The organism is Hamadaea sp. (assembly GCF_013362815.1).
GTDB lineage: Bacteria > Actinomycetota > Actinomycetes > Mycobacteriales > Micromonosporaceae > Hamadaea.
In genome coordinates this window covers 1-24,195 of record NZ_JABFVK010000065.1, presented here as the reverse complement: position 1 = coordinate 24,195, position 24,195 = coordinate 1, and the positions used below count along the sequence as shown (strand labels likewise).

The 24,195-nt window shown below is 69.8% G+C and carries 22 protein-coding genes; 19 read left to right on the top strand and 3 right to left on the bottom strand.

Annotated features, from left to right (window positions below):
- The first annotated feature begins 172 nt into the window (after positions 1-172).
- Complete coding sequence (locus HOV77_RS26865) at positions 173-1,351, top strand: ROK family transcriptional regulator (RefSeq protein ID WP_290866396.1); 1,179 nt, start codon at positions 173-175, stop codon at positions 1,349-1,351.
- A 92-nt stretch (positions 1,352-1,443) separates the two neighbouring features.
- Here the strand turns inward: HOV77_RS26865 and HOV77_RS26860 are convergent, their stop codons facing one another.
- Positions 1,444-2,409, bottom strand: a complete 966-nt coding sequence (locus HOV77_RS26860) for an ABC transporter permease subunit (RefSeq protein WP_290866394.1) — start codon at positions 2,407-2,409, stop codon at positions 1,444-1,446.
- The gene (locus tag HOV77_RS26855; protein WP_290866392.1) at positions 2,406-3,386 is read right to left on the bottom strand and encodes an ATP-binding cassette domain-containing protein; all 981 of its coding nucleotides are present in this window, start codon (positions 3,384-3,386) and stop codon (positions 2,406-2,408) included. The genes HOV77_RS26860 and HOV77_RS26855 overlap by 4 nt, the downstream gene beginning before the upstream one ends.
- A gap of 78 nt (positions 3,387-3,464) precedes the next feature.
- Here HOV77_RS26855 and HOV77_RS26850 point away from each other — a divergent pair, with 78 nt between their 5' ends.
- From HOV77_RS26850 to HOV77_RS26770, 17 genes are all read left to right on the top strand, one after another.
- Entirely contained in the window at positions 3,465-4,169 is a 705-nt protein-coding gene (locus tag HOV77_RS26850; protein WP_290866390.1) for a hypothetical protein, read from the top strand.
- 272 nt (positions 4,170-4,441) lie between these two features.
- Complete coding sequence (locus tag HOV77_RS26845; RefSeq protein WP_290866388.1) at positions 4,442-5,284, top strand: ABC transporter ATP-binding protein; 843 nt, start codon at positions 4,442-4,444, stop codon at positions 5,282-5,284.
- On the top strand, positions 5,281-5,892 hold the full coding sequence (locus tag HOV77_RS26840) for a DUF402 domain-containing protein (RefSeq protein WP_290866386.1): 612 nt from the start codon (positions 5,281-5,283) through the stop codon (positions 5,890-5,892). Before HOV77_RS26845 ends, HOV77_RS26840 begins: the two co-directional genes overlap by 4 nt.
- Positions 5,893-5,925: 33 nt before the next feature.
- Positions 5,926-6,303: a YccF domain-containing protein gene (locus tag HOV77_RS26835; protein WP_290866384.1), complete on the top strand. Its 378-nt coding sequence runs from the start codon at positions 5,926-5,928 to the stop codon at positions 6,301-6,303.
- A gap of 198 nt (positions 6,304-6,501) precedes the next feature.
- The gene (locus tag HOV77_RS26830; protein WP_290866382.1) at positions 6,502-7,515 is read left to right on the top strand and encodes a LacI family DNA-binding transcriptional regulator; all 1,014 of its coding nucleotides are present in this window, start codon (positions 6,502-6,504) and stop codon (positions 7,513-7,515) included.
- The gene (locus HOV77_RS26825; RefSeq protein WP_290866380.1) at positions 7,512-8,432 is read left to right on the top strand and encodes a sugar ABC transporter permease; all 921 of its coding nucleotides are present in this window, start codon (positions 7,512-7,514) and stop codon (positions 8,430-8,432) included. The genes HOV77_RS26830 and HOV77_RS26825 overlap by 4 nt, the downstream gene beginning before the upstream one ends.
- On the top strand, positions 8,432-9,268 hold the full coding sequence (locus HOV77_RS26820) for a carbohydrate ABC transporter permease (protein ID WP_290866378.1): 837 nt from the start codon (positions 8,432-8,434) through the stop codon (positions 9,266-9,268). The genes HOV77_RS26825 and HOV77_RS26820 overlap by 1 nt, the downstream gene beginning before the upstream one ends.
- A gap of 39 nt (positions 9,269-9,307) precedes the next feature.
- A complete protein-coding gene (locus HOV77_RS26815; RefSeq protein ID WP_290866376.1) occupies positions 9,308-10,591 on the top strand; it encodes a sugar ABC transporter substrate-binding protein in 1,284 nt (427 codons plus the stop codon).
- Entirely contained in the window at positions 10,591-11,787 is a 1,197-nt protein-coding gene (locus HOV77_RS26810) for an ADP-ribosylglycohydrolase family protein (RefSeq protein ID WP_290866374.1), read from the top strand. The genes HOV77_RS26815 and HOV77_RS26810 overlap by 1 nt, the downstream gene beginning before the upstream one ends.
- 172 nt (positions 11,788-11,959) lie before the next feature.
- Positions 11,960-13,306, top strand: a complete 1,347-nt coding sequence (locus HOV77_RS26805) for an ADP-ribosylglycohydrolase family protein (protein WP_290866372.1) — start codon at positions 11,960-11,962, stop codon at positions 13,304-13,306.
- Entirely contained in the window at positions 13,303-14,244 is a 942-nt protein-coding gene (locus tag HOV77_RS26800) for a ribokinase (RefSeq protein WP_290866370.1), read from the top strand. Before HOV77_RS26805 ends, HOV77_RS26800 begins: the two co-directional genes overlap by 4 nt.
- Positions 14,241-16,058 carry an SUMF1/EgtB/PvdO family nonheme iron enzyme gene (locus HOV77_RS26795; protein ID WP_290866368.1) on the top strand — a complete coding sequence of 606 codons (1,818 nt, stop codon included), beginning with the start codon at positions 14,241-14,243 and terminating at the stop codon, positions 16,056-16,058. The genes HOV77_RS26800 and HOV77_RS26795 overlap by 4 nt, the downstream gene beginning before the upstream one ends.
- A 4-nt stretch (positions 16,059-16,062) precedes the next feature.
- Positions 16,063-17,235: a CoA transferase gene (locus HOV77_RS26790; RefSeq protein ID WP_290866366.1), complete on the top strand. Its 1,173-nt coding sequence runs from the start codon at positions 16,063-16,065 to the stop codon at positions 17,233-17,235.
- Positions 17,235-18,017 carry a CoA ester lyase gene (locus HOV77_RS26785; RefSeq protein ID WP_290866364.1) on the top strand — a complete coding sequence of 261 codons (783 nt, stop codon included), beginning with the start codon at positions 17,235-17,237 and terminating at the stop codon, positions 18,015-18,017. Before HOV77_RS26790 ends, HOV77_RS26785 begins: the two co-directional genes overlap by 1 nt.
- A gap of 88 nt (positions 18,018-18,105) precedes the next feature.
- On the top strand, positions 18,106-19,428 hold the full coding sequence (locus tag HOV77_RS26780; protein ID WP_290866362.1) for a DUF2786 domain-containing protein: 1,323 nt from the start codon (positions 18,106-18,108) through the stop codon (positions 19,426-19,428).
- A complete protein-coding gene (gene pta / locus HOV77_RS26775) occupies positions 19,403-21,523 on the top strand; it encodes a phosphate acetyltransferase (protein ID WP_290866361.1) in 2,121 nt (706 codons plus the stop codon). Before HOV77_RS26780 ends, pta begins: the two co-directional genes overlap by 26 nt.
- A complete protein-coding gene (locus tag HOV77_RS26770; RefSeq protein ID WP_290866359.1) occupies positions 21,520-22,617 on the top strand; it encodes an acetate kinase in 1,098 nt (365 codons plus the stop codon). The genes pta and HOV77_RS26770 overlap by 4 nt, the downstream gene beginning before the upstream one ends.
- A 13-nt stretch (positions 22,618-22,630) precedes the next feature.
- Here HOV77_RS26770 and HOV77_RS26765 read toward each other — a convergent pair whose 3' ends face one another.
- Positions 22,631-23,131 carry a DUF6232 family protein gene (locus HOV77_RS26765; protein WP_290866357.1) on the bottom strand — a complete coding sequence of 167 codons (501 nt, stop codon included), beginning with the start codon at positions 23,129-23,131 and terminating at the stop codon, positions 22,631-22,633.
- Positions 23,132-23,259: 128 nt separating this feature from the next.
- Here HOV77_RS26765 and HOV77_RS26760 point away from each other — a divergent pair, with 128 nt between their 5' ends.
- Positions 23,260-24,033 (top strand): enoyl-CoA hydratase-related protein, encoded by a 774-nt coding sequence (locus tag HOV77_RS26760; protein ID WP_290866355.1) that lies wholly within the window; start codon positions 23,260-23,262, stop codon positions 24,031-24,033.
- Positions 24,034-24,195 lie beyond the last annotated feature (162 nt).

Genomic DNA, 24,195 nt, shown 5'->3' with positions numbered 1-24,195 from the left:
TCGTCGTTCCGGGGGTCTGTGTCGTACGCGAGGCGGGCCGCGCCCGGTGCGGCGGGGCCGTGTCGGTCGGCTTGGGGGACGCCCGCTTGGCGGTGGACGTCGTACCCTTGCCCTAGTGGTAAAGCAAAGCCAATCTAATAAGAAACTTTACTAAACGCCAGAGGCTGTCGCCATGTCATCTGCTCGTCTTCCGGGAACCCCCCGTCTCCTGCGCGCTCTCAACGATCGAGCCGCCCTCGAACTCCTGCTGGAGCACGGCCCCCTCACGCGTACCCAGCTCGGCGAACGCACCGGCCTGTCCAAGGTCACCGCTTCCCAGCTGGTCGAACGGCTGGAGGAGCGCGGCCTGGTCCGGCGCGTCGGCGAGCAGGCCGGCGGGCGGGGTCCGAATGCGCAGCTGTACGCGGTGACACCGTCCAGTGCCTATGTCGTCGGCGTGGACGTCGGCCCGGACCACGTGGTCGCGGCGTGCGCCGACATCACAGGTTCGATAGTAGGCCGTGTCGAGCACTCCACTCGGGACACCGACGACCCGGTGGGCGTCGTGCACTCCGCCGTCCTGGAGGCGGCCGAGCTCGGTGGCGCGGCACTGTCCGACATCCGCCGGATCGTCCTCGGTACGCCCGGCCTCGTCGACCCGGCGACCGGCGACATCGCCTTCGCCTGGGACCTGCCGCGCTGGCACCGCGGTCTGCTCGGCAACCTGCGGGAAGACCTCATCCCGGACGTGTTCTTCGAGAACGACGTGAACCTGGCGGCCGTCACCGAGGCGCACGAAGGAGCCGCCCGGGGCGTCGGCGACTTCCTGCTCGTCTGGATCGACCGCGGCGTCGGCCTGGCCGTCATGCTCGGCGGGCGGCTGCACCGGGGTGCGACCGGTGCGGCAGGCGAGATCGGCTGGCTGCCCGTCCCCGGCGCGGATCTGCCGCGTGACGTCAGCAAGCGCGGGGCGAAGGGCGCGTTCCAGGCCGTCGCCGGTGCCGACGCGGTTCTCGCCGTCGCTCGTGAACAGGGCTTCAAGGGGCGTACGGCGGGCGAAGCGGTGCGGGCCGCGATCGCGGCGGGCACCAAGGGCGGTCCGGTCCTCGACGAGCTGGCCCGGCGGCTGGCGCTCGGCGTCGCCTCCATCGGCGTCGTCCTCGACCCGTCGCTCGTCGTGCTGGCCGGAGAAGTCGGGCAGGCCGGCGGTACGCCGCTCGCCGATCGCGTACAGCACGAGGTCGCCGCGATCTCTGTGGTGTCGCCGCGGGTGGTCGTCTCCGAGGTCGGCGCCGAGCCGGTGCTTCGCGGCGCGCTGCTGACCGGGTTGGACGCCGTCCGCGATCAGGTCTTCGGCTCCACCACCAACTGACGTTTCCTGCGACAGCGCTGGATCAGGGTTCTGGGTCGTACTCCGCTCAAGATTCGACCGAGAACCCTGATCCAGCGCCCTACTGAAGAGCGCTAGGCGAGGTCGCGCCGCCGGAAGGTGCCGAACGCGGCCGCGAGGACCACCGCGACCAGCGCCCCGAACACGACCGCCGCATGCCACCACTCGATGCGCCCGTATTCGCCGTAGCCGAAGTAGTACTCCAGCCGGCCGACCATCCAGGCGCCGACGTAGGTCGACAGGAACCAGGGCTCCTGTGCGCGGTAGTCCAGCACCTCCATCACCAGCCGCCCGCCGGCCTCCCAGACGACCGCGTACGCCGTGAGCAGTCCCAGCGCAGCGGCGGTGTGCCGGCCGACGGTGGCGATGCCGAAGGAGATCCCGGTGACCATCAGGGCCAGCCCGAGGCCGCGTACGACGAGGAGGGCGAGCTGACGGAAGAAGTCCGCGTCCACTCCGCCGACATACCCGGTGGCCTTGGCGATGCCGTAGAACGTCGCGACATAGAGCACCGAGAACACGAGCGAGAAGACGCCGACCGAGCCGAGCAGCACCGCCAGCTTCGCCCCCAGGACGCGTACGCGCTCCGGCCGCCACAGCAGCAGATTGGTGGTTCCGCCGCTGGCGAGTTCGGCTCCGATGAACGTCGCGCCGACGAGGAACCCGAACAAAGCCAAGTACGCCGCCAGGAACCCGACCAGCGGCCGGATCGACGTGTGGAAGACGTAGGTGTCGTAGAGGAAGTCCTCCGGCTGCTCGACGACCAGCCGGCACTGCTCGGGGTACTTCGCCCGGTCCAGGGCGGTCGCCTCGGGTCCGTGCGCGGCCACGCAATCGTCGTAGAGCTGCTGGTGGACCTCGTTGTTGGCGCGCGCCTGGCTCACGGCGGCGGCCCAGTCGCCAGCCGACGGCGTGGTGCTGCCCGCCATGGTCACGGCGACGGTCACGGCGAACGCCCCGATCATCACGGCCGCCAGGATCTGCACGAACCGCCGGGACAGCAGCCGGTTCAGCTCCGCCTTGAGCAGACTGCCCTTCATGCGACGACCTCCAGCTGACCCGACTCGACCTGCACCGTGTCGTCCACCTGCCGGTACGCCCCCGGCAGCGGCCGGGTGGCGGTCAGGTCCAGGAAGACGCTCTCCAGATCCGCGCCGACCGGGCTCAGCTCGGTCAGCCACACCTCGGCCCGGCCGAGCGCCTCACTGATGACGGCCGGGTCGGTCGCCCCGCCCACCACCAGGTGGCCATCGACCGCCGACACGGTCAGGCCCGCCCCTTCGAGGACTTCGCGAGCCCGGTCCAGCTGCTTCACGCGTACCAGATGCTCGTTTTTGGAATGCGCGGCGAGCACGGCGCCCACGGGCCCGGCGACGACGCGGCGACCGCGCGAGATGATCGTGACGGTGTCGCAGACCTGCTCGATCTCGCTCAGGATGTGGCTGGAGACGAGGACCGTGACGCCTTCCGCGGCCAGGTCGCGCAGTAGCGTGCGCATCTCGTGGATGCCGCCGGGGTCGAGCCCGTTGGCCGGTTCGTCGAGAATGAGTAATTCAGGCCCCTTGAGCAGCGCGGACGCCACCGCGAGCCGCTGCTTCATGCCGAGCGAGAAGGTCTTGACCCGCTCGTTCTCGCGATCCCGGAGCCCGACCCGCTCGAGCACCTTGCGCACCCGCTCGGGCTCGACCCCGCCCGCCGCCGCGAGCAGCGACAACGTCTTGCGCGCAGTGAAGTTCCCGAAGAAGGCCGGGCTCTCCACGATCGCGCCGACCCGGTGCGCCACCGCGGCATACTCGCTGCTCGGCCGGCCGAGCACGGTCATCTGCCCGGCGTCGGCCCGGACCAGGCCGAGCAGCGTGCGCAATGTCGTCGTCTTGCCCGAACCGTTCGGCCCCAGAAAACCGTGCACCTGGCCCGCCTCGACGGTCATGTCGAAGCCGTCCAGCGCGACTTTCCCGCCGCCGCGCAGGCCACGGAAGTTCTTCCGCAATCCGCGTATCTCGATCACCGCTGTCATGCCCGCTATGACGTCGCGGGTACCGCCCGGAGTTTCCGCCCGATCGGCTGATTTCCGTCGGCGGCTACCATGGCCCGCGTGATCGAGCAGGTTCGACGGACGCCCGCGCTGCCCGAGGCCGCGGCGTCCATCGCGCTCCTCGGTGGTTTCTTCCTCATCGGGTACGCCTGGAGCGCGCCCAACCGATTCGTCCTCTGGGTCGTCGCCGGACTGTTCGGGCTGGCTCGCCTGCTTCTGCGGCGGCATCGACGGGCACAGCAGACGGAGTCCTGGCTGGCGTACCGCGACACATCGGGCGGCTTCGGCTTCGAAGCGCACCGCCTGACGTCGCTGCGATTCTGGAGCTGGCTGGCCTTCGTCGCCTTCGGTTCGGCACTGGCCGCCTACTACGGCGGCATCGTCAAGGCCGGCGGGCCGTACGCCGAGCCGCCACCCGAGATGGTGTTCTGGCCGGCGGTGGTCGGCTTGGGCTGGTACCTCCGGGAGAGCGTGCGGCCGTCGCGGCTCCTGGTGACGCCATCCGGGGTGACGGTCGGGCGTCGGCTGGTCCCGTGGCCCGACCTGGAAGCGGCGCTGCTCGACGGGGACAACCTGGTCCTGGAGCTCGCCGACGGTCCCGGCCTCCGACGGGCCGTGCAGAGCCGGATTCGCGTCGACACCACGGAGTACGCCGTCCCCGCCGCCGAGCTGCATTGGCTCATCCAGCACTACCTGCTGTTCCCGGCCGATCGGTCCCGGATGCACTCCCTGCCTGGTCGCGATTTCTCGCTCGCCTCTGTGTGATCGTCGGAAGCCGACGATCTTGGCCATTCGCGCCGCAGTGATCGTCGGGTTCCGACATTCTTGGCGGTTCGCGCTGCCATGATCGTCGGAAGCCGACATTCGTGGGCCGTTTAGTGCGTTGATTGTCGGGAGCCGACGATCTTGCGGCACGGCAGCGGGCGCGGCAGCGCGGCGGCGGCCGCGGGCGGACTGCGTTCGGCGTAGGTGTGACGGACGCGGGAGGGAGAGGACCCGGGCGTACTCGCTCGCGGTGTAGCTGATTTGATAGCCCCGTGGCTCACGATCAGCTTCCCGGCTCACCCGTCGCGAACGACCTTCCAGCCGCGGACGACCCGGATCTGGCCGTCGCGGCCGACCACGTCGACGTCACGCGCTCCGGCCAGCACCTGCTGCGGGACCTGACCTGGCGGGTCGAGCTGGACGAGCGCTGGGTGGTGCTCGGCCCCAACGGCGCGGGGAAGACCACGCTGATCAATCTGGCCGCGGGGCGTACGCACCCGACCAAGGGCACGATGCACGTCCTGGGTGAGCGGATCGGCCGGACCGACCTGACCGAGCTGCGTACTCGGGTGGGGTTGTCGACGGCGGCGCTCGCCGAGCGCATCCCGGCCGACGAAGTAGTCCGCAACGTCGTCGTGACGGCGGCCTGGTCGGTCGTCGGCCGGTGGAAAGAGGACTACGAAGCCGCTGATCTCGCCCGGGCCGAAGCGCTGATGGCCCAGTTCGGCGTCGTGCAGCTCGCCGACCGCCTGTACGGGACGCTCTCCGAGGGCGAGCGCAAACGCGTGCAGATCTCCCGGGCGCTGATGACCGACCCGGAGCTCCTGCTGCTCGACGAACCCGCCGCCGGCCTCGACCTGGGCGGCCGGGAGGACCTCGTCGGACGGCTCGCCCGAGTCGCCGCCGATCCGGATTCTCCGGCGTTGGTGCTGGTTACGCACCACGTGGAGGAGATTCCACCGAACTTCACCCACGCGATGCTGCTGCGTCGGGGCGAGATCGTGGCGGCCGGACTGCTGGACGAAGTGATCACCGGCGACAACCTGTCGACGACGTTCGGCGTCCCCTTGAAAGTGAGTTATGAGGACGGGCGATTCAGCGCCCGAGCGTCTTGACGCTCGTCCAGCCCGGGGACACCGTCGTACGCCGTGAGGTGATCCGGGGCGAACTGTGGTTCGCGTCGCCGTCGATCTGCGTGCAGGACGACGGGGACCTGCTGGTGACCTATCTGCCGACCGGCAGCCCGTTCGCGTTCCCGGACGGCGAGTTCCCGGCCGGGCGGCATCCGTGGGACGTCGCCGGGCACCGCAGCTGGCAGGGGCACGGCCTGCTGTCATTGCACTGGACGGGAGTCGACCACGCGATCTTCGTCTTCTGGAAAGGCCCGGAGCGTCGGTTCACCGGGTGGTACTTCAACCTGCAGGACGCGCCGCGGCGTACGCCCATCGGGTTCGACACCGTCGATCACGAGCTGGACATCGTGTGGCCGGAGGGCGCTGCCACCTACCACTGGAAGGACGTCGAAGTGTTCGCCCGCACCGGCGAACTGCGGTATCCCGGCCGGGTCGACGAGATCCAGGCCGAAGGCGACCGGATCGCCGCTCGGCTCGACGCGGGGGAGCGCTGGTGGGACGAGGGCTGGGCGACCTGGGAACCGGACCCGGCCTGGACGCCTCGGACGCTGCCCGACGGGTGGGAATCGGTTCCCTGGGCGAACCGCTGACCGTCGCTTGCGTCCACGCGAGATGATCAGAGCATGCGGACCATCCTGAACGTCCTGTGGTTCATCTTCGGCAGTGGCTTCCTGCTCGCTCTCGCGTACGCCTTCGCCGGTGTGCTGTGCTTCATCTTCATCGTGACGATCCCGTTCGGGGTCGCCTCGTTCCGGCTGGCCCGCTATGCGTTGTGGCCGTTCGGCTACACGATCACCGAGAAGCCGAGCGCCGGAGTCGCCTCCACCATCGCCAACGTGGTGTGGCTGATCATCGCCGGGTGGTGGCTGGCCCTCACCCACGTCGTGACGGGCATCGCCCAGTGCCTGACCATCATCGGCATCCCGTTCGGCATCGCGAACTTCAAGCTCGTGCCGGCCGCGTTGTGGCCGCTCGGCCGGGAGATCACCGCGATCCCCTGACGCTCGCGGCGCTGGATCAGGGATCTCGGTCGAATCTTGGCCCAAATTTCGACCGAGATCCCTGATCCAGCGCTCAACGGGGCGAGACGCGATAAGGGGCGTGGCAGGAGAACCGGCCGAACGGATGATGTTGCGGTCGCCACAATGTGAGGAAAGCTCCCGGGAAAGTTCGCCGAAAGTTTCCCGGAGGCGTCGCACGTGGGACGGAAACGTTTCCAACATGGGACCTCGGGTCCGGCCACCGTCCGAACGGTCGCCGACCTCGCAGGGGTCTCGATCGCGTCCGCCAGCCGGGTGCTGAACGGACTGGGCGGCAGTCCCGAGCTGTCGGCCCGGGTGAAGGCGGCCGCCGAGCGCGTGGGCTACGTGCCCAACGCCATCGCCCGCTCGCTGCAGGCGCAGCGTACGGGGCTGATCGGGCTGGCCGTGGCCGACATCGGCAACCCGGTCTACGTGCAGATGATGCGCGCCATCGAGCAGGAGATCGCCGGGTCCGGCCGGCAGCTGCTCATTCAGGCGACCAACGCGCACACGGCGAACGAGACCGAGCTGCTGCGGGGGCTGGCCCGGCGCTATGTGGACGGTCTGATCATGTCGCCGCTGCGGGTCACCGACGCGCACTTGCACGAGCTGGGGCGTACGGCGGTTCCGGTGGTCGTCGTCGGCCAGCTGCCCGACGAGACCCCGATCGACAACGTACGCGCGGACTCCATCGGCGGCGTCGCGCTCGCCGTCGACCACCTCGTCGGCTTGGGGCGTACGCGCATCGCCATGATCAACGGTGCGCCCGACACCGTGCCGGGCGCCCATCGAGACGCCGGATTCCGGGCGTCGCTCGCCCAGCACGGGCTCGAACCCGTGGCGGTCGAGGACGGCGACTTCACCTTCGACGCCGGGTTGCAGGCGACCCGGCGGCTGCTGGGGCGTACGCGGCCGGACGCCGTGTTCGCCGCCAACGACCTCATCGCCGCCGGAGCGCTGCACGCGCTGCTGGAGGGCGGCATCCGCGTACCCGAGGAGGTGGCGCTCGTCGGCATGGACAACACCGACATCGCCGAGCTCACGTTCCCCCGGCTGACCAGCGTCGACCTCGGCGCGGCGGCCCGTGGCCGCAAGGCGGCCCAGCTGCTGCTGTCCCGATTGGACGATCCGTCGCTGCCGGCCCGGCGCGAGAACATCGCCCCCGCGCTCGTCCGGCGGGAGTCCGCATGACGGCGACTCTCGAAGAATCCCCGGTGACCACGCGTCAGCCATCGCGCGATCAGGGCAAGCGTTTCGCGTATCTCCTGTTGTTGCCGGCGCTGCTCCCGGTCGTGATGCTGTCCGCGGCGCCGTTGCTCCGCGGCGTGTTCCTGGGTTTCACCGACGCACGGGCCGGGCGCAACGTGGACATCAATTTCACGGGTGTCGAGAACTATCGCGAGTTGCTCAGCGACACGCAGTTCTGGGACGCGTTCAAGGTCGGCCTGATCTGGGCCTTCGCGGTGACGATCCTGCAGTTCGGGCTGGGCCTGGGCCTGGCCGGGCTGCTCAACCAGCCGCTGCGGCTGCGCTGGCTGGCCCGGACGCTGGCGCTGGTGCCGTGGGCGATGCCGCCGGTCGTGGTCGGCATCATGTGGAAGCTCGTCTATCACCCGGACGCGGGCATGCTGAACGAGGCGTTCTCGCGAGTGGGCCTGGACGGGTTGCGGCACAACTGGCTGGGCGACTTCAGCACCGCCCTGCCCGCGGTGATCCTGGTCGGGATCTGGGCCGGGCTGCCGCAGACCACGATCGTGCTGCTGGCGGGATTGCAGAGCGTGCCGCGGGAGCTGCACGAGGCGGCCCAGATGGACGGGGCCGGCGCGGTACGCCGCTTCCGGGCGGTCACCTGGCCCGCGCTCGCGCCGGTCGTCGTGGCGATCACGAGCCTGGACTTCATCTGGAACTTCAACTCGTTCGGCCTGGTCTACGTGCTGACCGCGGGCGGGCCGGGCGGCAAGACGATGCTGCCGATGCTCTTCGCCTACGAAGAGGCGTTCCGTTACGGCCACTACGGGTACGCCGCCGCGCTGGGCAACGTCATGGTCCTCATCATCGTCGCGCTCCTCGCGGTGTACCTTCGCCGCCGGCTCCGGGAGGCAAACTGATGGCTGGCGTGAAAACGTTTAAAAGAGCCGCTCAGTACCTGACGCTCTGCCTCTACCTGGTCTTCCTCGGCTTCCCGCTGGTCTGGCTGCTGTCGATCAGCTTCAAGGAGCCGCGCGAGATGGTCGAGCTGCACCCGACCCTGATCCCGAAGCATCCGACGTTCCAGAACTACGTCACCGCGTTCACGGAGCAGGATCTGGCGCGCTCGGCGCTGAACAGCCTCATCGTGGCGTCCGCATCGGCGGCGCTGACCGTGCTCCTGGCGCTGCCGGCGGCGTACTCGCTGGTGCGCTTCAAGACCCGGCTCAGCACGATCACCCTCGGCTGGGTGCTGGTCAGCCAGCTCTTCCCGTTCGTGTTGCTGGTCATCCCGCTGTTTCTGATCCTGCGGGAAGCCGGCCTGACGAACACCCGGTTCGGCCTGATCCTGGTGTACGTCACCTGGTCGCTGCCGTTCGCGTTGTGGATGCTCCAGGGCTTCGTCCGCGGCATCCCCCGTGAGCTGGAGGAGGCCGCGTCGGTCGACGGCGCGTCCCGGCTCCAGGTGCTGCGCCGGGTCGTGGCCCCCCTGCTCGCGCCCGGCCTGGTGGCGACCTCACTGTTCGCCTTCATCAGCGCCTGGAACGAGTTCTTCTTCGCATTGGTGCTGCTCAAGAGCCCGGAGCTGGCGACGCTGCCGGTGACGCTGGCTCGCTTCGTCGGGGTGGAGGGGATCGCGCGGCTCGGGCCGCTGGCGGCGGGTTCGCTGCTGGCCACGCTGCCCAGCCTGGTCTTCTTCGCCGTGCTCCAGAAGCGTCTCGCCGAAGGCTCCCTGGCGGGCGCGGTCAAGGGTTAAACGGTTAGGGATGGGAAAACCTCAATGGAGAGATCGCCCGTGAACATCAACAGAAGGTCGTTGCTGGCGCTGCCCGGCCTCGTGGCGTCGGCCGCGCTCCTGGCCGCCTGCGGTGACGACGACAAGCCGGAGACGACCGGCCCGGTCAAGCTGCGGTTCCTCAGCCTCGCCTGGCAGAAGGAGTCGCTCGCCGCCAACAAGCAGATCGTCGACGACTGGAACAAGGCCAACCCCGACATCCAGATCGAGTACGTGCAGGGCGACTGGAACTCCGTCCACGACCAGCTGCTGACCTCGTTCGAGGGCGGCGACGCGGCGGACATCATCCACTACGAGTCGGCCGCGCTGGGCGAGTTCGCCAAGCAGGGCTACCTCGCCGATCTCGGCTCGCTCCTGCCCGCCGACTTCAAGGCGGAGATCTCCGACAAGGTCTGGCAGACCGTCACGGTCGACGGCAAGGTCGTCGGCGTGCCGTTCCTGCTGGAGTCGCAGGTCGTGCTGGCGAACAAGAAGCTGCTCGACGCGGCCGGGATCACCGTGCCCGCCGCGAACGCGCCATGGACCTGGGACGAGTTCGCGGCCAACGCCAAGAAGCTCACCAAGCCCGGTCAGTACGGCGTGGCCTGGGCCCTCAAGTCGCCGACCAACCGGGTGATGAACCTGGCGCTCAACTACGACGGCGCCTTCTTCTACGAGGAAGGTGGCAAGTGGACGGTCAAGGTCGGTGACGCGGAGAAGGCCGTGCCGCAGCGCATCCACGACATGATCTACGTGGACAAGTCCGGCTCGCCGGAGGCGCTGGCGTTCGGCGGCACCGACCCGCTGCCGGGCTTCTTCGGCGGCAAGTACGCCATGCTCCCCGGGTCGATCTACCTGCGGCAGCAGATGGTCGAGCAGGCCCCCAAGGACTTCGAGTGGGTGACCCTCCCGGCGCTCAAGGGCACCTCGCAGAACCAGGCGGCCAACCCGCAGACCATCTCGATCAGCGCGGACTCCAAGGGCAAGGCGCAGGCCATGAAGTTCATCGCGAACTTCCTGAACGCCACCAACCTGGCCAAGCTGGCGCACGGCGACTGGCTCGTGCCGACCGGCAAGGCGGCGGGCGCCCAGCTCGTCCAGTCCACCCAGGGCAAGCAGGGCTGGGACGTCGCCGTGGCCAGCGCCGACACGCTGGTCCAGGCCCCGTTCCAGCGGGCCGCCGGCTACTCCGAGTGGAAGTCGAAGATCGCCACCCCGGCGCTCCAGCAGTACTTCGCCAACAAGATCTCGATCGATCAGCTGGCGAAGACGCTGGAGGAGGGCGGAAAGCAGGTCCTGAAGTAGTGCTCCTCGCCAAGAGCATCGGGTGCCTCGCCGGCGCCGCCGTGGGTGACGCCCTCGGCGGCGCCGTCGAGGGTCACTCGGCGGAAGAGATCCGGGCCTTCTACTCCGGGCCCGTCACCGGGATCGCCGGGCCCATGCGGGCGGCCGCGGACAAGCCGACCGCGCCCTACTCCAAAGGACACGGCCGGATCACCGACGACACCCTCGTCACCCATGCGCTCGTCCGGGCGTACGTCCGCAAACGGGACCATCTGGACGCGTACGACATGGCCGGGCTGCTCGTGCCCGACCTGCTCGAACACCTCGTCTGGGTGCCCGACCTGGAACGCGAGACGGTCGCGCTGCACCGGCTGGCGGCCGGCGAGCGGCACCTGATCACCCAGCTGCACTTCGCCCACGCCGATCCCCGCGAAGCCGGCGTCGGCAATGCCGTGAACTGCGGCGCGGCCATGTACATGGCACCCGTCGGCATCGTCAACGCCGGCGATCCGGTGGCGGCGTACCGGGAGGCCATCGAGCTCGCGGGCGCGCATCAGCACAGCTACGGGCGCGAGGCCGCGGGGGTCATGGCCGCCTGCGTCGCGGCTGCGGCCACGCCGTCGGCCACTGTGGACGATGTGGTGGCGGCGGCGCTCGCGGTCGCGCAAGACGGCACCCGCGCCGCCATCTCCGCCGTCGTCACTGCGGCTCACGGGTACGCCGTTGGGTCTGGCCTGGATTTGGCGACAGTCAAGGGGCTGCGGGCTGCGATGGCACCGTTCGACACGGTGGGGGAGGCGTACCGGGACCCCGGATTGGGTGCGCGCAGGCCGTCACGGCTGCATTCGATCGAGGAGTTGCCGATAGCGCTCGGAATGCTGGTGGTTTCGGGCGGGGACGTGCGCGACACGATCCTCGGGTCCGTCAACTACGGGCGGGACGCCGACTCCATCGCCAGCATGGCCGGCGCTATCGCTGGGGCCCTTTGCGGGGTTGGCTTTGTTCCTTCCTCGTGGGTGGGTTCGGTCTCCGCCGCTTCGCGGCTCGACCTCACCGCTGTCGGTACCTCGCTTGCGCTCGTTGCCTCCGAGGTGCTCGCTCGCGACCTCGCCCGGGCTGACGCCCGGGCTCGGGTTGCTCGCTCGCTCCTCGACGCTGGCGCTGACGCGCCCCGCGTTGCGGGCGCTCCCGCCTTCGGCGACGCTCCGGGGCGTTGATCATGAACCTAGGGTTCCCGTTGACGGCGTGTCGCAGTCCCAAACTCCATGATCAACGGGGTACGCGCGTTATCCGGGATAACGCGGTCTCGCTGGGTCGTGAGGCCGCGTTATCCCGGATACTGCAACGATTCTCGGTTCGTTGTCAGTGGTCGGCGGTAGCTTGATGCCCATGCGATTGAGCTGGGTTCAGCCCGAAGACCTGCTCTCCCACGAGCTGGTGACCGCCCGTGACCTGGGCAAAGACGTCTCGAAGGTGACTTGGCGGTGGCTGGACGCAGGCGGATCGCTCACGGCGGGGAGCAGCGGCGCGTCAGCGTCGCCCGCGTCGCCCGAGCTGCATACGTTGGCGGAGAAGCTGATGGCCGCTCTCGACGAGCAGCCGATGCCGCCCCGTCCCGGTGAACCCGACGACTTCGAGGGCGTGAAAGCGTTGTGGCGCAACGTTCCACGCCAGCAGCCGCGGCACGACCTGGAGCGGCTGCATGCCGCGTGGGTCGGGCGCGCTGCCGGGTGCGTACTCGGCAAGCCTGTCGAGAAGATTCCCCGGGAAGGGATCCGGGAGATCCTCGGCTCGAGCGGCCAGTGGCCGTTGACCGGTTACATCGCCGGCGACCCCGTGCCGGCTGAAGTCACCCAGCGCTGGCCGTGGAACCGGCGGTCGGCGCCGACGAGCCTGGCCGAGCCGTTGGCGGCCGGTGTCAGCGACGGAATGCCGGAGGACGACGACCTCAACTACACCCTGCTCGCACTGCGCTTGGTGGAGCGATGCGGGCCGGGGTTCACCGCCGACGACGTCGCTCAGGCATGGCTCGACGAGTTGCCGGGCGGGCGGGTCTTCACCGCCGAGCGGATCGCGTACCGGAATCTGCTGCTCGGCCACACGCCGCCGGAGACCGCCCTCCGGGGCAACCCGTTCCGGGAGTGGATCGGGGCGCAGATCCGCACCGACCTCTACGGCTGGATTCATCCGGGCCGGCCGGATCTCGCGGCGGAGTGTGCGTACCGGGACGCTTCGGTGAGCCATGTCCGGGCGGGGATCTACGGCGCGATGTGGGTCGCCGCCATGAGCAGCGCGGCGTTGACCGCTAGCACCATCGACGAAGTGCTCGACGCGGGGGAGTCGGTGGTTCCGCCGGTGAGCCGGTTCGCCAACGCCATCATGGACGGCCGTGACCTCGCCACCCGCGGCGACAGTTGGGAAGGCGTGGTCGACGAGATCTACGCCCGTTACGGTAAGCGCCACTGGGTGCACGTTCTGCCGAACGCAGCGCTCGTCGCCGCCGCCTTGACGTTCCACGGCGGCGACTTCGCCGCCTCGATCTGCGCTGTGGTCAGCGCGGGCTGTGACACCGACTCCAATGGCGCGACCGTGGGCGCGATCACCGCCGCGCTCGCCGGCGCCGTCCCCGACCACTGGGCCGCGCCGCTGCGCGACACCCTGCGGACCAGCATTCCCGGCAGCGACAAGGTGACCTTCACCGAGTTGGCCGAACGCACAATGAAGGTGAGCACATGAAGATCGTCGTCGTCGGCAGCGTCAACCTCGACCTCGTCGCGACCGCCGCCGTCCTGCCCCGGCCCGGTGAGACCGTCCTCGGGGACAGCTTCACGACCGTTCCCGGTGGCAAGGGCGCCAACCAGGCGATCGCCGCGCAGTATGCCGGAGCCGACGTCACCTTCGTCGGGGCGGTCGGCGAAGACGCCTTCGCCCAGCAGGTGCGCGACAACATGGCGCAGGCGGGGCTGGATCTGACGCTGCTGCGGACCGTTCCCGGACCGTCCGGGGTGGCGCTCATCGCGGTGGACGACAGCGGTGAGAACTTCATCGTCGTGGCCCCGGGCGCCAACTCGAAGCTGACCGAGCTCACCGAAGCGGACCGCGCCGCGATCGCCGCGGCCGACGCGCTCGTCATGCAGCTCGAGATCCCGTTGGAGATCGTGCAGGAGGCCGCTCAGGTCGCCCGCGACGCCGGCGTCCCGGTGCTGCTCAACGCGGCTCCGGCGCGGAGCCTCCCGGCCGACTTGCTCGCGCTGGTCGACGTGCTCATCGTGAACCTGATCGAGGCGCAGATGGTGCTCGGCGACAAGATCGACAGCTCGGCCCGGCGTAGCCCGAGCGCCTCCGCGCGCGGCATGCACGCGTACTCGCTGATGGAGCGGTTGCGGCAGATCGCACCGAAGGTGGTGCTCACCGTCGGGGCCGACGGCGCGTTCTACGCCGACCGCGACGGCACCTGGATGCAGATTCCCGCGCCGAAGATCGACGCCGTGGACACGACCGCCGCCGGTGACGGCTTCGTCGGCGCGTTCGCCGTGGCGTACACGGAGGGCAAACCGATCGCCGACACGCTGGCCTGGGCCTGCGCCGCCGGGGCGATCGGCGCGACCCGGCTGGGCGCGTCCAGCTCGCTCGCCCTCCGGGAGGAGATCGACAAGCTGGCGGCCAAGCCGTGAACCCGTATGTGCCCCGGCCGATCGACCAGCCGACCGCAGTGCCGCTGGAGCTCGATGCCGATCTCTCCGTCCTGGACGAGGCGAAGATCTTCGCGGCGCCCGATGATCCCGCTCAGTGGCCGAGCTGGCGCAACGCGCTCGCCCGGTGGCGCAAGTCCGCCCGCGAACGGCTCGACTACGACGGCTCCCGTTATGAGCAGGTGCCGCTGGATTGCTTCGCGGTCGCCTTGGTGTGGCTCTGGGACGAGTCTCTGTTCGACCATGCCACCGGCGAGTTCACCGTCGACGCCTTCGTCGACGCCTCGATCGAGGAGTTCGGCGGGTTCGACGGGATCGTGCTGTGGCACGCGTACCCGGTGATCGGGCTGGACGACCGCGATCAGTTCGCCTTCTATCGCGACGTGCCCGGCCTCGCCGACGTCGTCGGGGCCTTCCAGGCGCGGGGCGTGAAGGTCTTCGTGGACTACAACCCGTGGGACGGCGGCTCGGCCGACGAGGTTGCGGCCCTGGCCGCCGACCTGGGCGTCGACGGCGTCTTCCTCGACACCTTGAAATCCGCGGCCGAGCTGGTCGAGGCGCTGCCCCCGGCGGTCGTGCTCGCCGGGGAGTCGCGGGTGCCGCTGGAGCGGGTTCAAGACCACACCATGTCGTGGGCGCAATGGTTCGCCGACTCGGAGGTTCCGGGCGTACTGCGGGCGAAGTGGTTCGAGCCCCGGCACATGCTCCACCACACCCGCCGTTGGCATCGCGACCATCTCGAAGAGCTCCAGTCGGCTTGGTTCAACGGCACCGGCGTCCTCGTGTGGGAGTCGGTCTTCGGCGTCTGGGTGGGCTGGTCGGAGCGCGACAAGGCGTTGCTGCGATTCATGCGCGAGACCTGGTCGACCCGGGCCCGCTTCTTCCGGGAGGCCGAGTGGACGCCGTTGGCCGGCCACCCTGCCGGGACGTCGGTGTACGCCTCCCGCTGGGACCTCGACGGCGAGACACTGTGGACGGTGGTCAATCGGGGGCCGGACTACGACGGTCCCTGGGTCGTCGACGGCGGTCAGGTCGTTGCGGCCGGACCGCTGCCCGCCGGTGCCATCGCGTGGGCGACGTCCACCGGTGAGCAGGGCGTCGCCAACTCCGCCGATCCTGGGTTCCCCGCTCGCGCGGCGGTACGCGTACCGCATCGGACGGTGCTGGCCGAGCGCCCGCCGGTCGGTCTGGTCGAGGTGCCGGCCGGTCGGCGAGACCTCCTCGTGCGGCACCGTCGCCGGGAGACCGGCCTCTACGGTGAAGCACCGTTCGTCGACGAGTGGAAGCCATTGCCACCGCGGCTGCACGACACGGCGACGCTGCGCCGCCGGGTCGACCTCGGCCGGTTCGCCATCGGTGAACTGGAGGTCAGTGAGGCCGAGTTCGCGGAGTATCGTTCCGCCGTCGGCGCCGAGCCGTGGCCGGTCTCCGATCCCGAGGCGCCCGTCACCGGCGTGACGCTGGCCGAGGCCCGGGCTTACGCCGCGTGGGCGGGAGCGCGCCTGCCGACCGAGGACGAGTGGCAGGTGGCCGCCGAACTGGGCGTCGTCGACCGGCGTGATCCGCTCGTGTGGAACCTGACCGAGAGCGAGCACAGCGACGGTCGTACGCGTTTCGTGATCCTCAAAGGTGGCAGCGCCCACCGCTCCGAAGGCTCCATGTGGTACTTCGACGGCGGTCCCCAGCCACCCGAAGTGAGCAGCAAACTGCTGCTCATGGGCTTGGGGCTCGACCGCTCGCCGTCCGTCGGCTTCCGAGTCGCCGTCGACCTGCCCGCAACGGACGCGGGACGGTGATCGGATGAAGCCACTCGACGGGATCAAGGTCGTCGAGATCGCGACCGTGATCGCCGGACCGCTCGCCGGCGCGTTCCTCGGTGACTTCGGCGCGGAGGTCGTGAAGATCGAGCATCCGAAGGCGCCCGACACCGCCCGTGGGCACGGGCCGGGTGGCCTCTGGGGCCGCGTTCTGATGCGGAACAAGCGTTGCGGCACTCTCAATCTGTCCACACCGGAGGGTGCGGAGCTCCTGAAGCGGCTCCTCGCCGACGCCGACGTCCTCGTGGAGAACTTCCGTCCGGGCACCCTCGAACGGTGGGGACTGGGCCCGGAGGTGCTTCTCGAGGTGAATCCGCGCCTGGTCATCGCCAGGATCAGCGGGTTCGGCCAGACCGGTCCGTGGGCTTCCCGCGCCGGGTTCGGCACGCTGGCCGAGGCGATGTCGGGGTTCGCGATGGCCACCGGGGAACCGGGCGGGCCGCCGACGCTGCCGCCGTTCGGGCTGGCCGATTCGGTGACCGGGCTGTCCGCGGCGTACGCCGTCCTACTCGCCCTGCGAGCCCGCGATGTCAGCGGCCGGGGGCAGGTGGTCGACCTCTCGCTGGTCGAGCCGATCATGGCGATGCTGGGTCCGCAGGTCACCTGGTGGAAGGAGCTCGGCTACGTCTCACCCCGGCTCGGCAACCGGTCGGCCAACAACGCGCCGCGGAACGCTTACCGCTGCTCCGACGGGCATTGGGTCGCGGTCTCCACGAGCGCGACCTCGGTGGCGGAGCGCGTGATGCGGTTGGTGGGGCTGCCCGAGGTGGTCGACGAGCCGTGGTTCGCCACCGGCGCCGGCCGCGCCCAGCACGCCGACCTGCTCGACAAGGCGGTCGCCGACTGGATCGCCGCCCGGACCCGGCCGGTCGTGCTGAAGGCCTTCGCCGAGGCCGACGCCGCGATCGGCCCGGTCTACGAGGTCCCCGAGCTCGCCGAGGATCCGCAGCTCGCGGCGCTCGGCACGTTCGTCGGCGTGCCCACGGCCGAGGGCGGCGAGCTGATCATGCAGAACGTCCCGTTCCGGCTCTCCGACACCCCGGGCGAGATCCGGGAGGCTGGTCGCCCGCACGGCGCCGACACAGACGCCATCCTGGCCGGACTCGGGCTGACCGAGGAGGAGATCGCCGGCCTGCGCGAACGAGGAGTGGTCTGATGCTCACCTGGCTCTACGTCCCCGGCGACCGGCCCGAGCGTTTCGCCAAGGCGCTCGGCTCCGGTGCCGACACCGTCATCGTCGACCTTGAGGACGCCGTCGCCCCCAGCCGGAAGGCGTACGCGCTCGACGCGGTCACCGACCTGCTCGGTTCCACCCACGGGGTGCCCGTGCAGGTACGCATCGCCGCCTTCGACCAGCTCGACGCGCTGACCGGATTGCCGGGGCTGTCGGGCATACGCGTCCCGAAGGTGGAGACGCCACAGGCGGTCCGGGCGGCCGCCGTCGCCGGAGTGCCGGTGCATGCCCTCATCGAGTCGGCGCGCGGGGTCGAGGCGGCCTTCGAGATCGCCACCGTCTGCGGCCCGGACGGCTCCATCGGGCTCGGCGAGGCGGACCTGAGCGCCGACCTGCACGTCTCCGACGAGGCCGGGTTGACCTGGCCGCGCTCACGGGTAGTGGTGGCCGCCCGCGCCGCCGGACTCGGCCCGCCCGCGATGTCGGTCTACCCGCACGTCTCCGACCTGGCGGGCCTCGCCGCCTCCTGCGTCGCGGGCCGGCGACTCGGCCTGCTCGGGCGGGCCGCCATCCACCCCCGGCAGCTTCCCGTGATCGTCGAGGCGTTCCGGCCCAGTGGATCGGAAGTGGCGAAGGCGGAAGAACTACTTTCCGCCTTCGATCCCGATGCCGGGACGGCAGTCCTTTCAGATGGTCGATTCGTTGATATCGCAATGGTTGCGGCGGCTCGGCGTACGGTCGAATTGGCCGCCCGCTTCGGTTGACCGTCACACGACTGCCCGGCCCAGGACGCCTTGGCTGGGCGTGTCGGACCTGCCCGATAGGGTTGTCGTGGCGAAGGGGGTTGGGGTCGTGAGCAGCAAGAAGCGGGATCAGCGAAAGGCGCGCGAACGCGCGGCACACCAGACGCACCGGCAGACTTCGACCGCGAGTGACCCGTTCGGGTTCGCCGGGACGAAGCCCCTCCCCTCGCAGCGCGAGATCGTGGAGCGCGTCCTGCTGGAGGGCATCTATGCCCACGACGCCGGTCGCCGAGCCGAGGTGGACCGATCGATCCGATCACTGGGCGAGCGTGCGAGCGCGCTGACGGTCGTTTTCGATGTGCTGCAATCCGAGGTCGTGGCGGTGTGGCGGCGCGGCTGGCAGCCGGGCGAGCTGCACCGGTCGCTCAAACGGGAGCTCACCATCGAGCACGCCGCCCTAGTCGGCTATGCGATGGCCGCCCAGATGCTGACGTACGCGCCCGCGACCGTGGACGATCGCTGGCAGGAGCAGCTCAAGGCGATCCGTGCCCGGGTCATCTGGCACTCGGACAAGCTGCCGCTGGACATGCTCGGCGGGTACACCGGACGCCTCACCGCCGGAGTCGCCGCTCAGGTGATCGAGGCGATCTGGCACTTGCGACGGCTGCCCCCTTTGCCGTTCACGGGGCCGCTGCCCGGCGAAGCCCGGCCGGGGTCGCCGCGTCCGTCGGCGGCGGCCGATCAGAAGATGCTGGACAAGGTACGCGCACTGCTGGCCAAGGCGGAGTCGACGACCTTCCCGGAGGAGGCCGAGGCGTACACCGCAAAGGCGCAGGAGCTGATGGCCCGGCACAGCATCGACGTCGCACTGCTCATGGCGCGCACGGGCGGCCGGGACGAGCCCGGCGTACGGCGGATCTCGATCGACTCGCCATATGAGGCGCCGAAGACGTTGCTGCTGCAGGCGGTGTCGGAGGCGAACGGGTGCCGCTCGGTGTGGTCGCAGTACTTCGGGTTCTGCACGGTCGCCGGGTTCCCCGGCGATCTCGACTCGGTCGAGTTGCTGTTCACCTCGTTGCTCGTGCAGGCGGTCGCCGCCATGACTCAGTCCGGACCGAAGCAGGATCGCTACGGGCGCAACAACACCCGGTCGTTCCGGCAGTCCTTCCTCACCGCGTACGCGCAACGCATCGGCGAGCGGCTGCAGGGGGCGACGGAGACGGCGGTCAACGAGACGATCGAGGATGTCGGGGCAGACGCCCTCCTCCCGGTGCTGAAGGCGCGCAGCGACGAGGTGACCGAGAAGTTCCAGGAGCTCTTCCCGCAGTTGCAGACCCACTCGATCGCGGTGTCGAACCGGGAGGGCTGGACGCAGGGCCGGGCCGCCGCCGACCGGGCTGATCTCCATGGCCGCCGAGCCGTACCCAAGTAGAGTCGATCTCGTGGCGCGCAGCGTATATGTGACCGGCCTGGATGCGGGCGGCGGCAAGTCGACAATTGCCCTCGGGGTGGCGGAGCTGCTGTCTCGCCGCGTACGCCGGATCGGGGTGTTCCGGCCGTTCACGAGGACCGACGACGACCCGATCGTGGCGCTGCTGCGTGATCACTACGGGATGCCGTCGTCGTCGGCCGCGACCGGCGTCCGGTATGACGAGGCGGCGTTGATGCTGGCCCGGGGCCAGCTCGACGCCATGGTGGGGCTGATCCTCGAACGGTTCCACGAGGTGGAGCGTGGCTGCGACGCGGTGGTCATCGTCGGCACGGACTTCGGTGCGCCGGACGGTGGCGAGGGCGAGCCGACCTTCCCCGACGAGCTGGGCATGAACATCCGGCTGGCCCGGGAGTTGGGCGCACCACTGCTGCCGGTGGTGGACGGCGACGGCCGGAATGCGGCCGACCTCGACACGGCGATCCGGGGCGCCCGGCAGGCCGTGGCGGGTCATTCAGTGGTCGCGATCGTGGCCAATCGCGTCGATCCCGAGCTGCGTTCCGGCGTACCCGATGATCTTGATGGAACACCGGTGTATGCCGTTCCGCGCGTCGCGGCCGTGAGCGCCCCGACGGTCGCGGAGGTTGTGCGCGTGCTGAATGCGACGCCGCTGCTCGGCAGTTCGCCGCAGGCTCTGGACCGGGACGTGCTGGACATCGTGGTGGGCGGCGCGACCGTGCCGACTTTCCTGGACCACGTCGGCGATGGATGTCTCGTGGTGACGCCGGGGGACCGGTCGGACCTGATCGTCGCGGCGATGGCGGCGCATTTCGCGGGCCTCGCGTCGATCTCCGGGCTGGTGCTCACGCTCGGCATCGAGCCTGATCCGCGGGTGGTCGCGCTGGTCGGCCGATTCCGCGGCGAAGTACCGGTGATCTCGGTACGCGAGGACAGCTTCGACACCGTCGGCCGGCTCACCGGGCTGGAAGGCGCGTTGACTGCGCAGAATCAGCGGAAGGTGACCGCGGCGATCGGCGCGTTCGAGGCGGCGGTCGACGTTCCGGAGCTGACGGCGCGGCTGGATGTGACGCGGTCCGACGGCGTGACGCCGCTGATGTTCGAGTTCGAGCTGATCGAGCGGGCGCGCGAGGATCTGCGGCACATCGTGCTGCCCGAGGGCACCGAGGAGCGGGTGCTGCGCGCGGCCGAGCAGTTGCTGCGGCGTGGCGTGTGCGAGCTGACCCTGCTCGGTCCGCTGGACGTCGTCCGGGACAAGGCCCGTGACCTGGGCCTGGACCTTGGGCTCGACGACGGCGGCGCGCGGATCGTCGACCCGAACGCGAGCCCGTGGCGCACCGAGTTCGCCGGGACGTACGCGAAGCTGCGCGAGCACAAGGGCATGACCTTGGAGAAGGCCTGGGACCAGGTCGGCGACGTGAACTACTTCGGCACCTTGATGGTCCACAGCGGACGAGCCGACGCCATGGTGTCCGGCTGCGTGCATCCGACCGCCGACACGATCCGGCCGGCCTTCGAGATCATCAAGACCGCGCCGGGTGTCTCCATCGCGTCCAGCGTGTTCTTCATGTGCCTGGCCGATCGCGTCCTCGTGTATGGGGACTGCGCGATCAATCCCGACCCCAATCCGGAGGAGCTCGCCGACATCGCGGTGTCCAGCGCGGAGACGGCTGAGCGGTTCGGCGTCGAGCCGCGCGTCGCGATGCTCTCGTACTCGACCGGGATCAGCGGGTTCGGCGCGGATGTCGACAAGGTCGCGCACGCCACCGAGCTGGTCCGCAAGCGGCGGCCCGACCTGCCGGTGGTGGGCCCGATCCAGTACGACGCCGCGGTCGATCCCAGCGTGGCCGCCACGAAGATGCCGGGCAGCGACGTCGCCGGGCACGCCACCGTGCTGATCTTCCCCGACCTGAACACCGGCAACAACACGTACAAAGCGGTGCAACGCTCGGCGGGTGCGGTCGCGATCGGCCCGGTCATGCAGGGCCTGCGCAAGCCGGTCAACGACTTGTCGCGCGGCGCCACGGTCCGCGACATCGTCTCGACCGTCGCGATCACCGCCATCCAGGCGGCCTCGTGACCAGCCGCAGGCGGGTCCTTGTGCTGAACTGCGGGTCGTCGTCGGTGAAATACCGCCTCTTCGACGACGGCGAGACGCTCGCGAAAGGCATCACGGAGCGCGTCACCGATCACGAGGCCGCGCTGCGCGACATCCTGGCCCAGCTCGATCTGTCCGGGCTCGTCGCGGTCGGCCATCGCGTGGTTCACGGTGGTACGCGTTTCTCCGCGCCCAGTCTCGTCGACGACGATCTGATCTCCGTGGTACGCGAGTTGATCCCGTTGGCGCCCCTGCATAATCCGGCCAACCTGACCGGCATCGAAGTCGCCCGCCGGCTGCTGCCGGAGGTTCCCCAGGTGGCGGTGTTCGACACCGCGTTCCACCGCACGATGCCACCCGAGGCCGCCACGTACGCCCTGGATGCCGAGGTCGCCGAGCACTTCGGCATCCACCGGTACGGATTCCACGGCACCTCGCACGCCTACGTGTCCCGGCGTACGGGGGAACTGCTCGGCAAGCCCGAGGCGAACGTGATCACTTTGCATCTGGGCAACGGCGCGAGCGCGTGCGCCGTCCGGGCCGGCCGCAGCGTGGCGACCTCGATGGGATTCACTCCGCTGCCCGGGCTGGTCATGGGCACCCGCTCCGGCGACATCGACCCGGCGATCGTGTTCTACCTGGTCCGGGTCGGCGGGATGAGCCTGGACGAGGTGGACGAGCTGCTCAATCAGCGGTCCGGCTTGAAGGGGCTGAGCGGCGTCAACGACATGCGAGACGTGCTGTCCCGGGCCGAGGGTGGCGACGAGCGCGCGCAGCTGGCGTTCGACTTGTACTGCGCTCGGATCAAGTCCTATGTGGGGGCGTACTATGCCCAGCTCGGGACGGTCGACGCCGTTACCTTCACCGCTGGCGTCGGGGAGAACGCGTCGTTGGTCCGGGCAGCCTGCCTCACCGGCCTGCATCGGCTGGGCATCGAGATCGACCCCGTACGCAACGCGGCCGGGGAGACGTTCATCTCGCCCGACGGGGCCGAAGTCGCGGTCCTCGTCGTCCCGACCGAGGAGGAACTGGAGATCGCCACCCAAACCTTGGCGGCGGTCGCCGAGTCGCACTGATGAATCGCGCTGCTCAGGTGCCGTCCTCGGAGCCCTGGGCGAACTCGGCGGCCTCGACCGCGTCGCCCTCGGTGTCTTCGAGCGCCCGTTCCAGGGCTCGATAGATCTTGCCGAACCGGTGGGTGTCGGCGATCCGGATCAGGCGGCGTTCGACACCGTCGACGACCGCGCAGATCTCGTGGACTTGATGGCCCTGATCTATGTTGTGGTCCACCCGGTGCAGCGCCATCTCCAGCAGCGGCCCGGCGAAGCCGATCAACGCGACGACCCCGGCCAGCGGCAGCAGCACTCGGCCGGCGCCGGCGGCGTGGCCGATCACCCCGGCGAACACGTAGAGCACGCCGATCAAGGCGAGCAAAGCACCTACGATCAGGGCGAATCCGATGATGCCGCGGTGCGTCGCCCGGAGGCGTACCGCGGGCTCGGCCACGCCTTCGCGATGCCAGACGTATTGCAGCCGGGCCAGTGGAATGCGGGATTCGCCGACGTACAGCGCCTCCGAGGTGACCCGCACGTGCCGATCTCGATAGTAAACGATCAAGATTGACCCCCATCAACGTTCACCCATCCTCGCACGCCACGACGGCGAGCGCCCCATATGCTCGGCTCGAAACGGACTTACAACGGAGTGGGTGACGAAAAATGGGCGAGCTGGTACGCCTGGAGATCAACGACGGCATCGGCACGATCCGCCTGGAGCGGCCGCCGATGAACGCGCTGAACATCCAGGTCCAGGAGGAGCTGCGGGCGGTCGCGGCGCAGATCACGGCGGACGACATCATCCGGGCGGCAGTGATCTACGGCGGCGAGAAGGTGTTCGCGGCGGGTGCGGACATCAAGGAGATGGCCGACATGTCGTACGTCGACATGGCGAAGCGGGCAGGCGCGCTGAGCAGCGCGTTCGACGCCATCGCCCGGATCCCCAAGCCGGTCGTCGCCGCGATCACCGGGTACGCCCTCGGCGGCGGCTGCGAACTGGCGCTGGCCTGCGACTGGCGAGTCGTCGCCGAGGACGCCAAACTCGGCCAGCCCGAGATCAAGCTGGGCATCATCCCCGGAGCCGGCGGTACGCAGCGCCTGGCCCGGTTGATCGGCCCGGCCAAGGCCAAGGACATCATCTTCACCGGCCGCATGGTGGACGCCGCCGAAGCGCTCGCCATCGGGTTGGCCGACCGGGTCGTCCCCGCCGACAAGGTCTACGACGAAGCGATCGACCTCGTCCGCGCGTACGTGGGCGGCCCGGCCCAGGCCATCGCGGCGGCGAAGGCGGCGATCGACGGCGGCCTCGACCGGGATCTCGCCGGCGGCCTCGCCTGGGAGTCGCAGCTGTTCGCGGCGCTTTTCGCCACCGACGACAAGCGCGAGGGCATGGCTGCTTTCGTGGGCAAGCGCCCGCCGGAGTTCACCGGGCGCTGACGCCCCGCGCGGGCGGGGCCGCGTTATGGGCGGGGGCGGGCCGCGTTGAGGCGAGGGCCGGCCGCGTTGAGGCGAGGGCGGGCCGCGTTGAGGCGGGGGCGGGCCGCGTTATCCGGGATAACGCGGCCTCCGCGCGAGTTGAGGGGACGTTATCCCGGGATA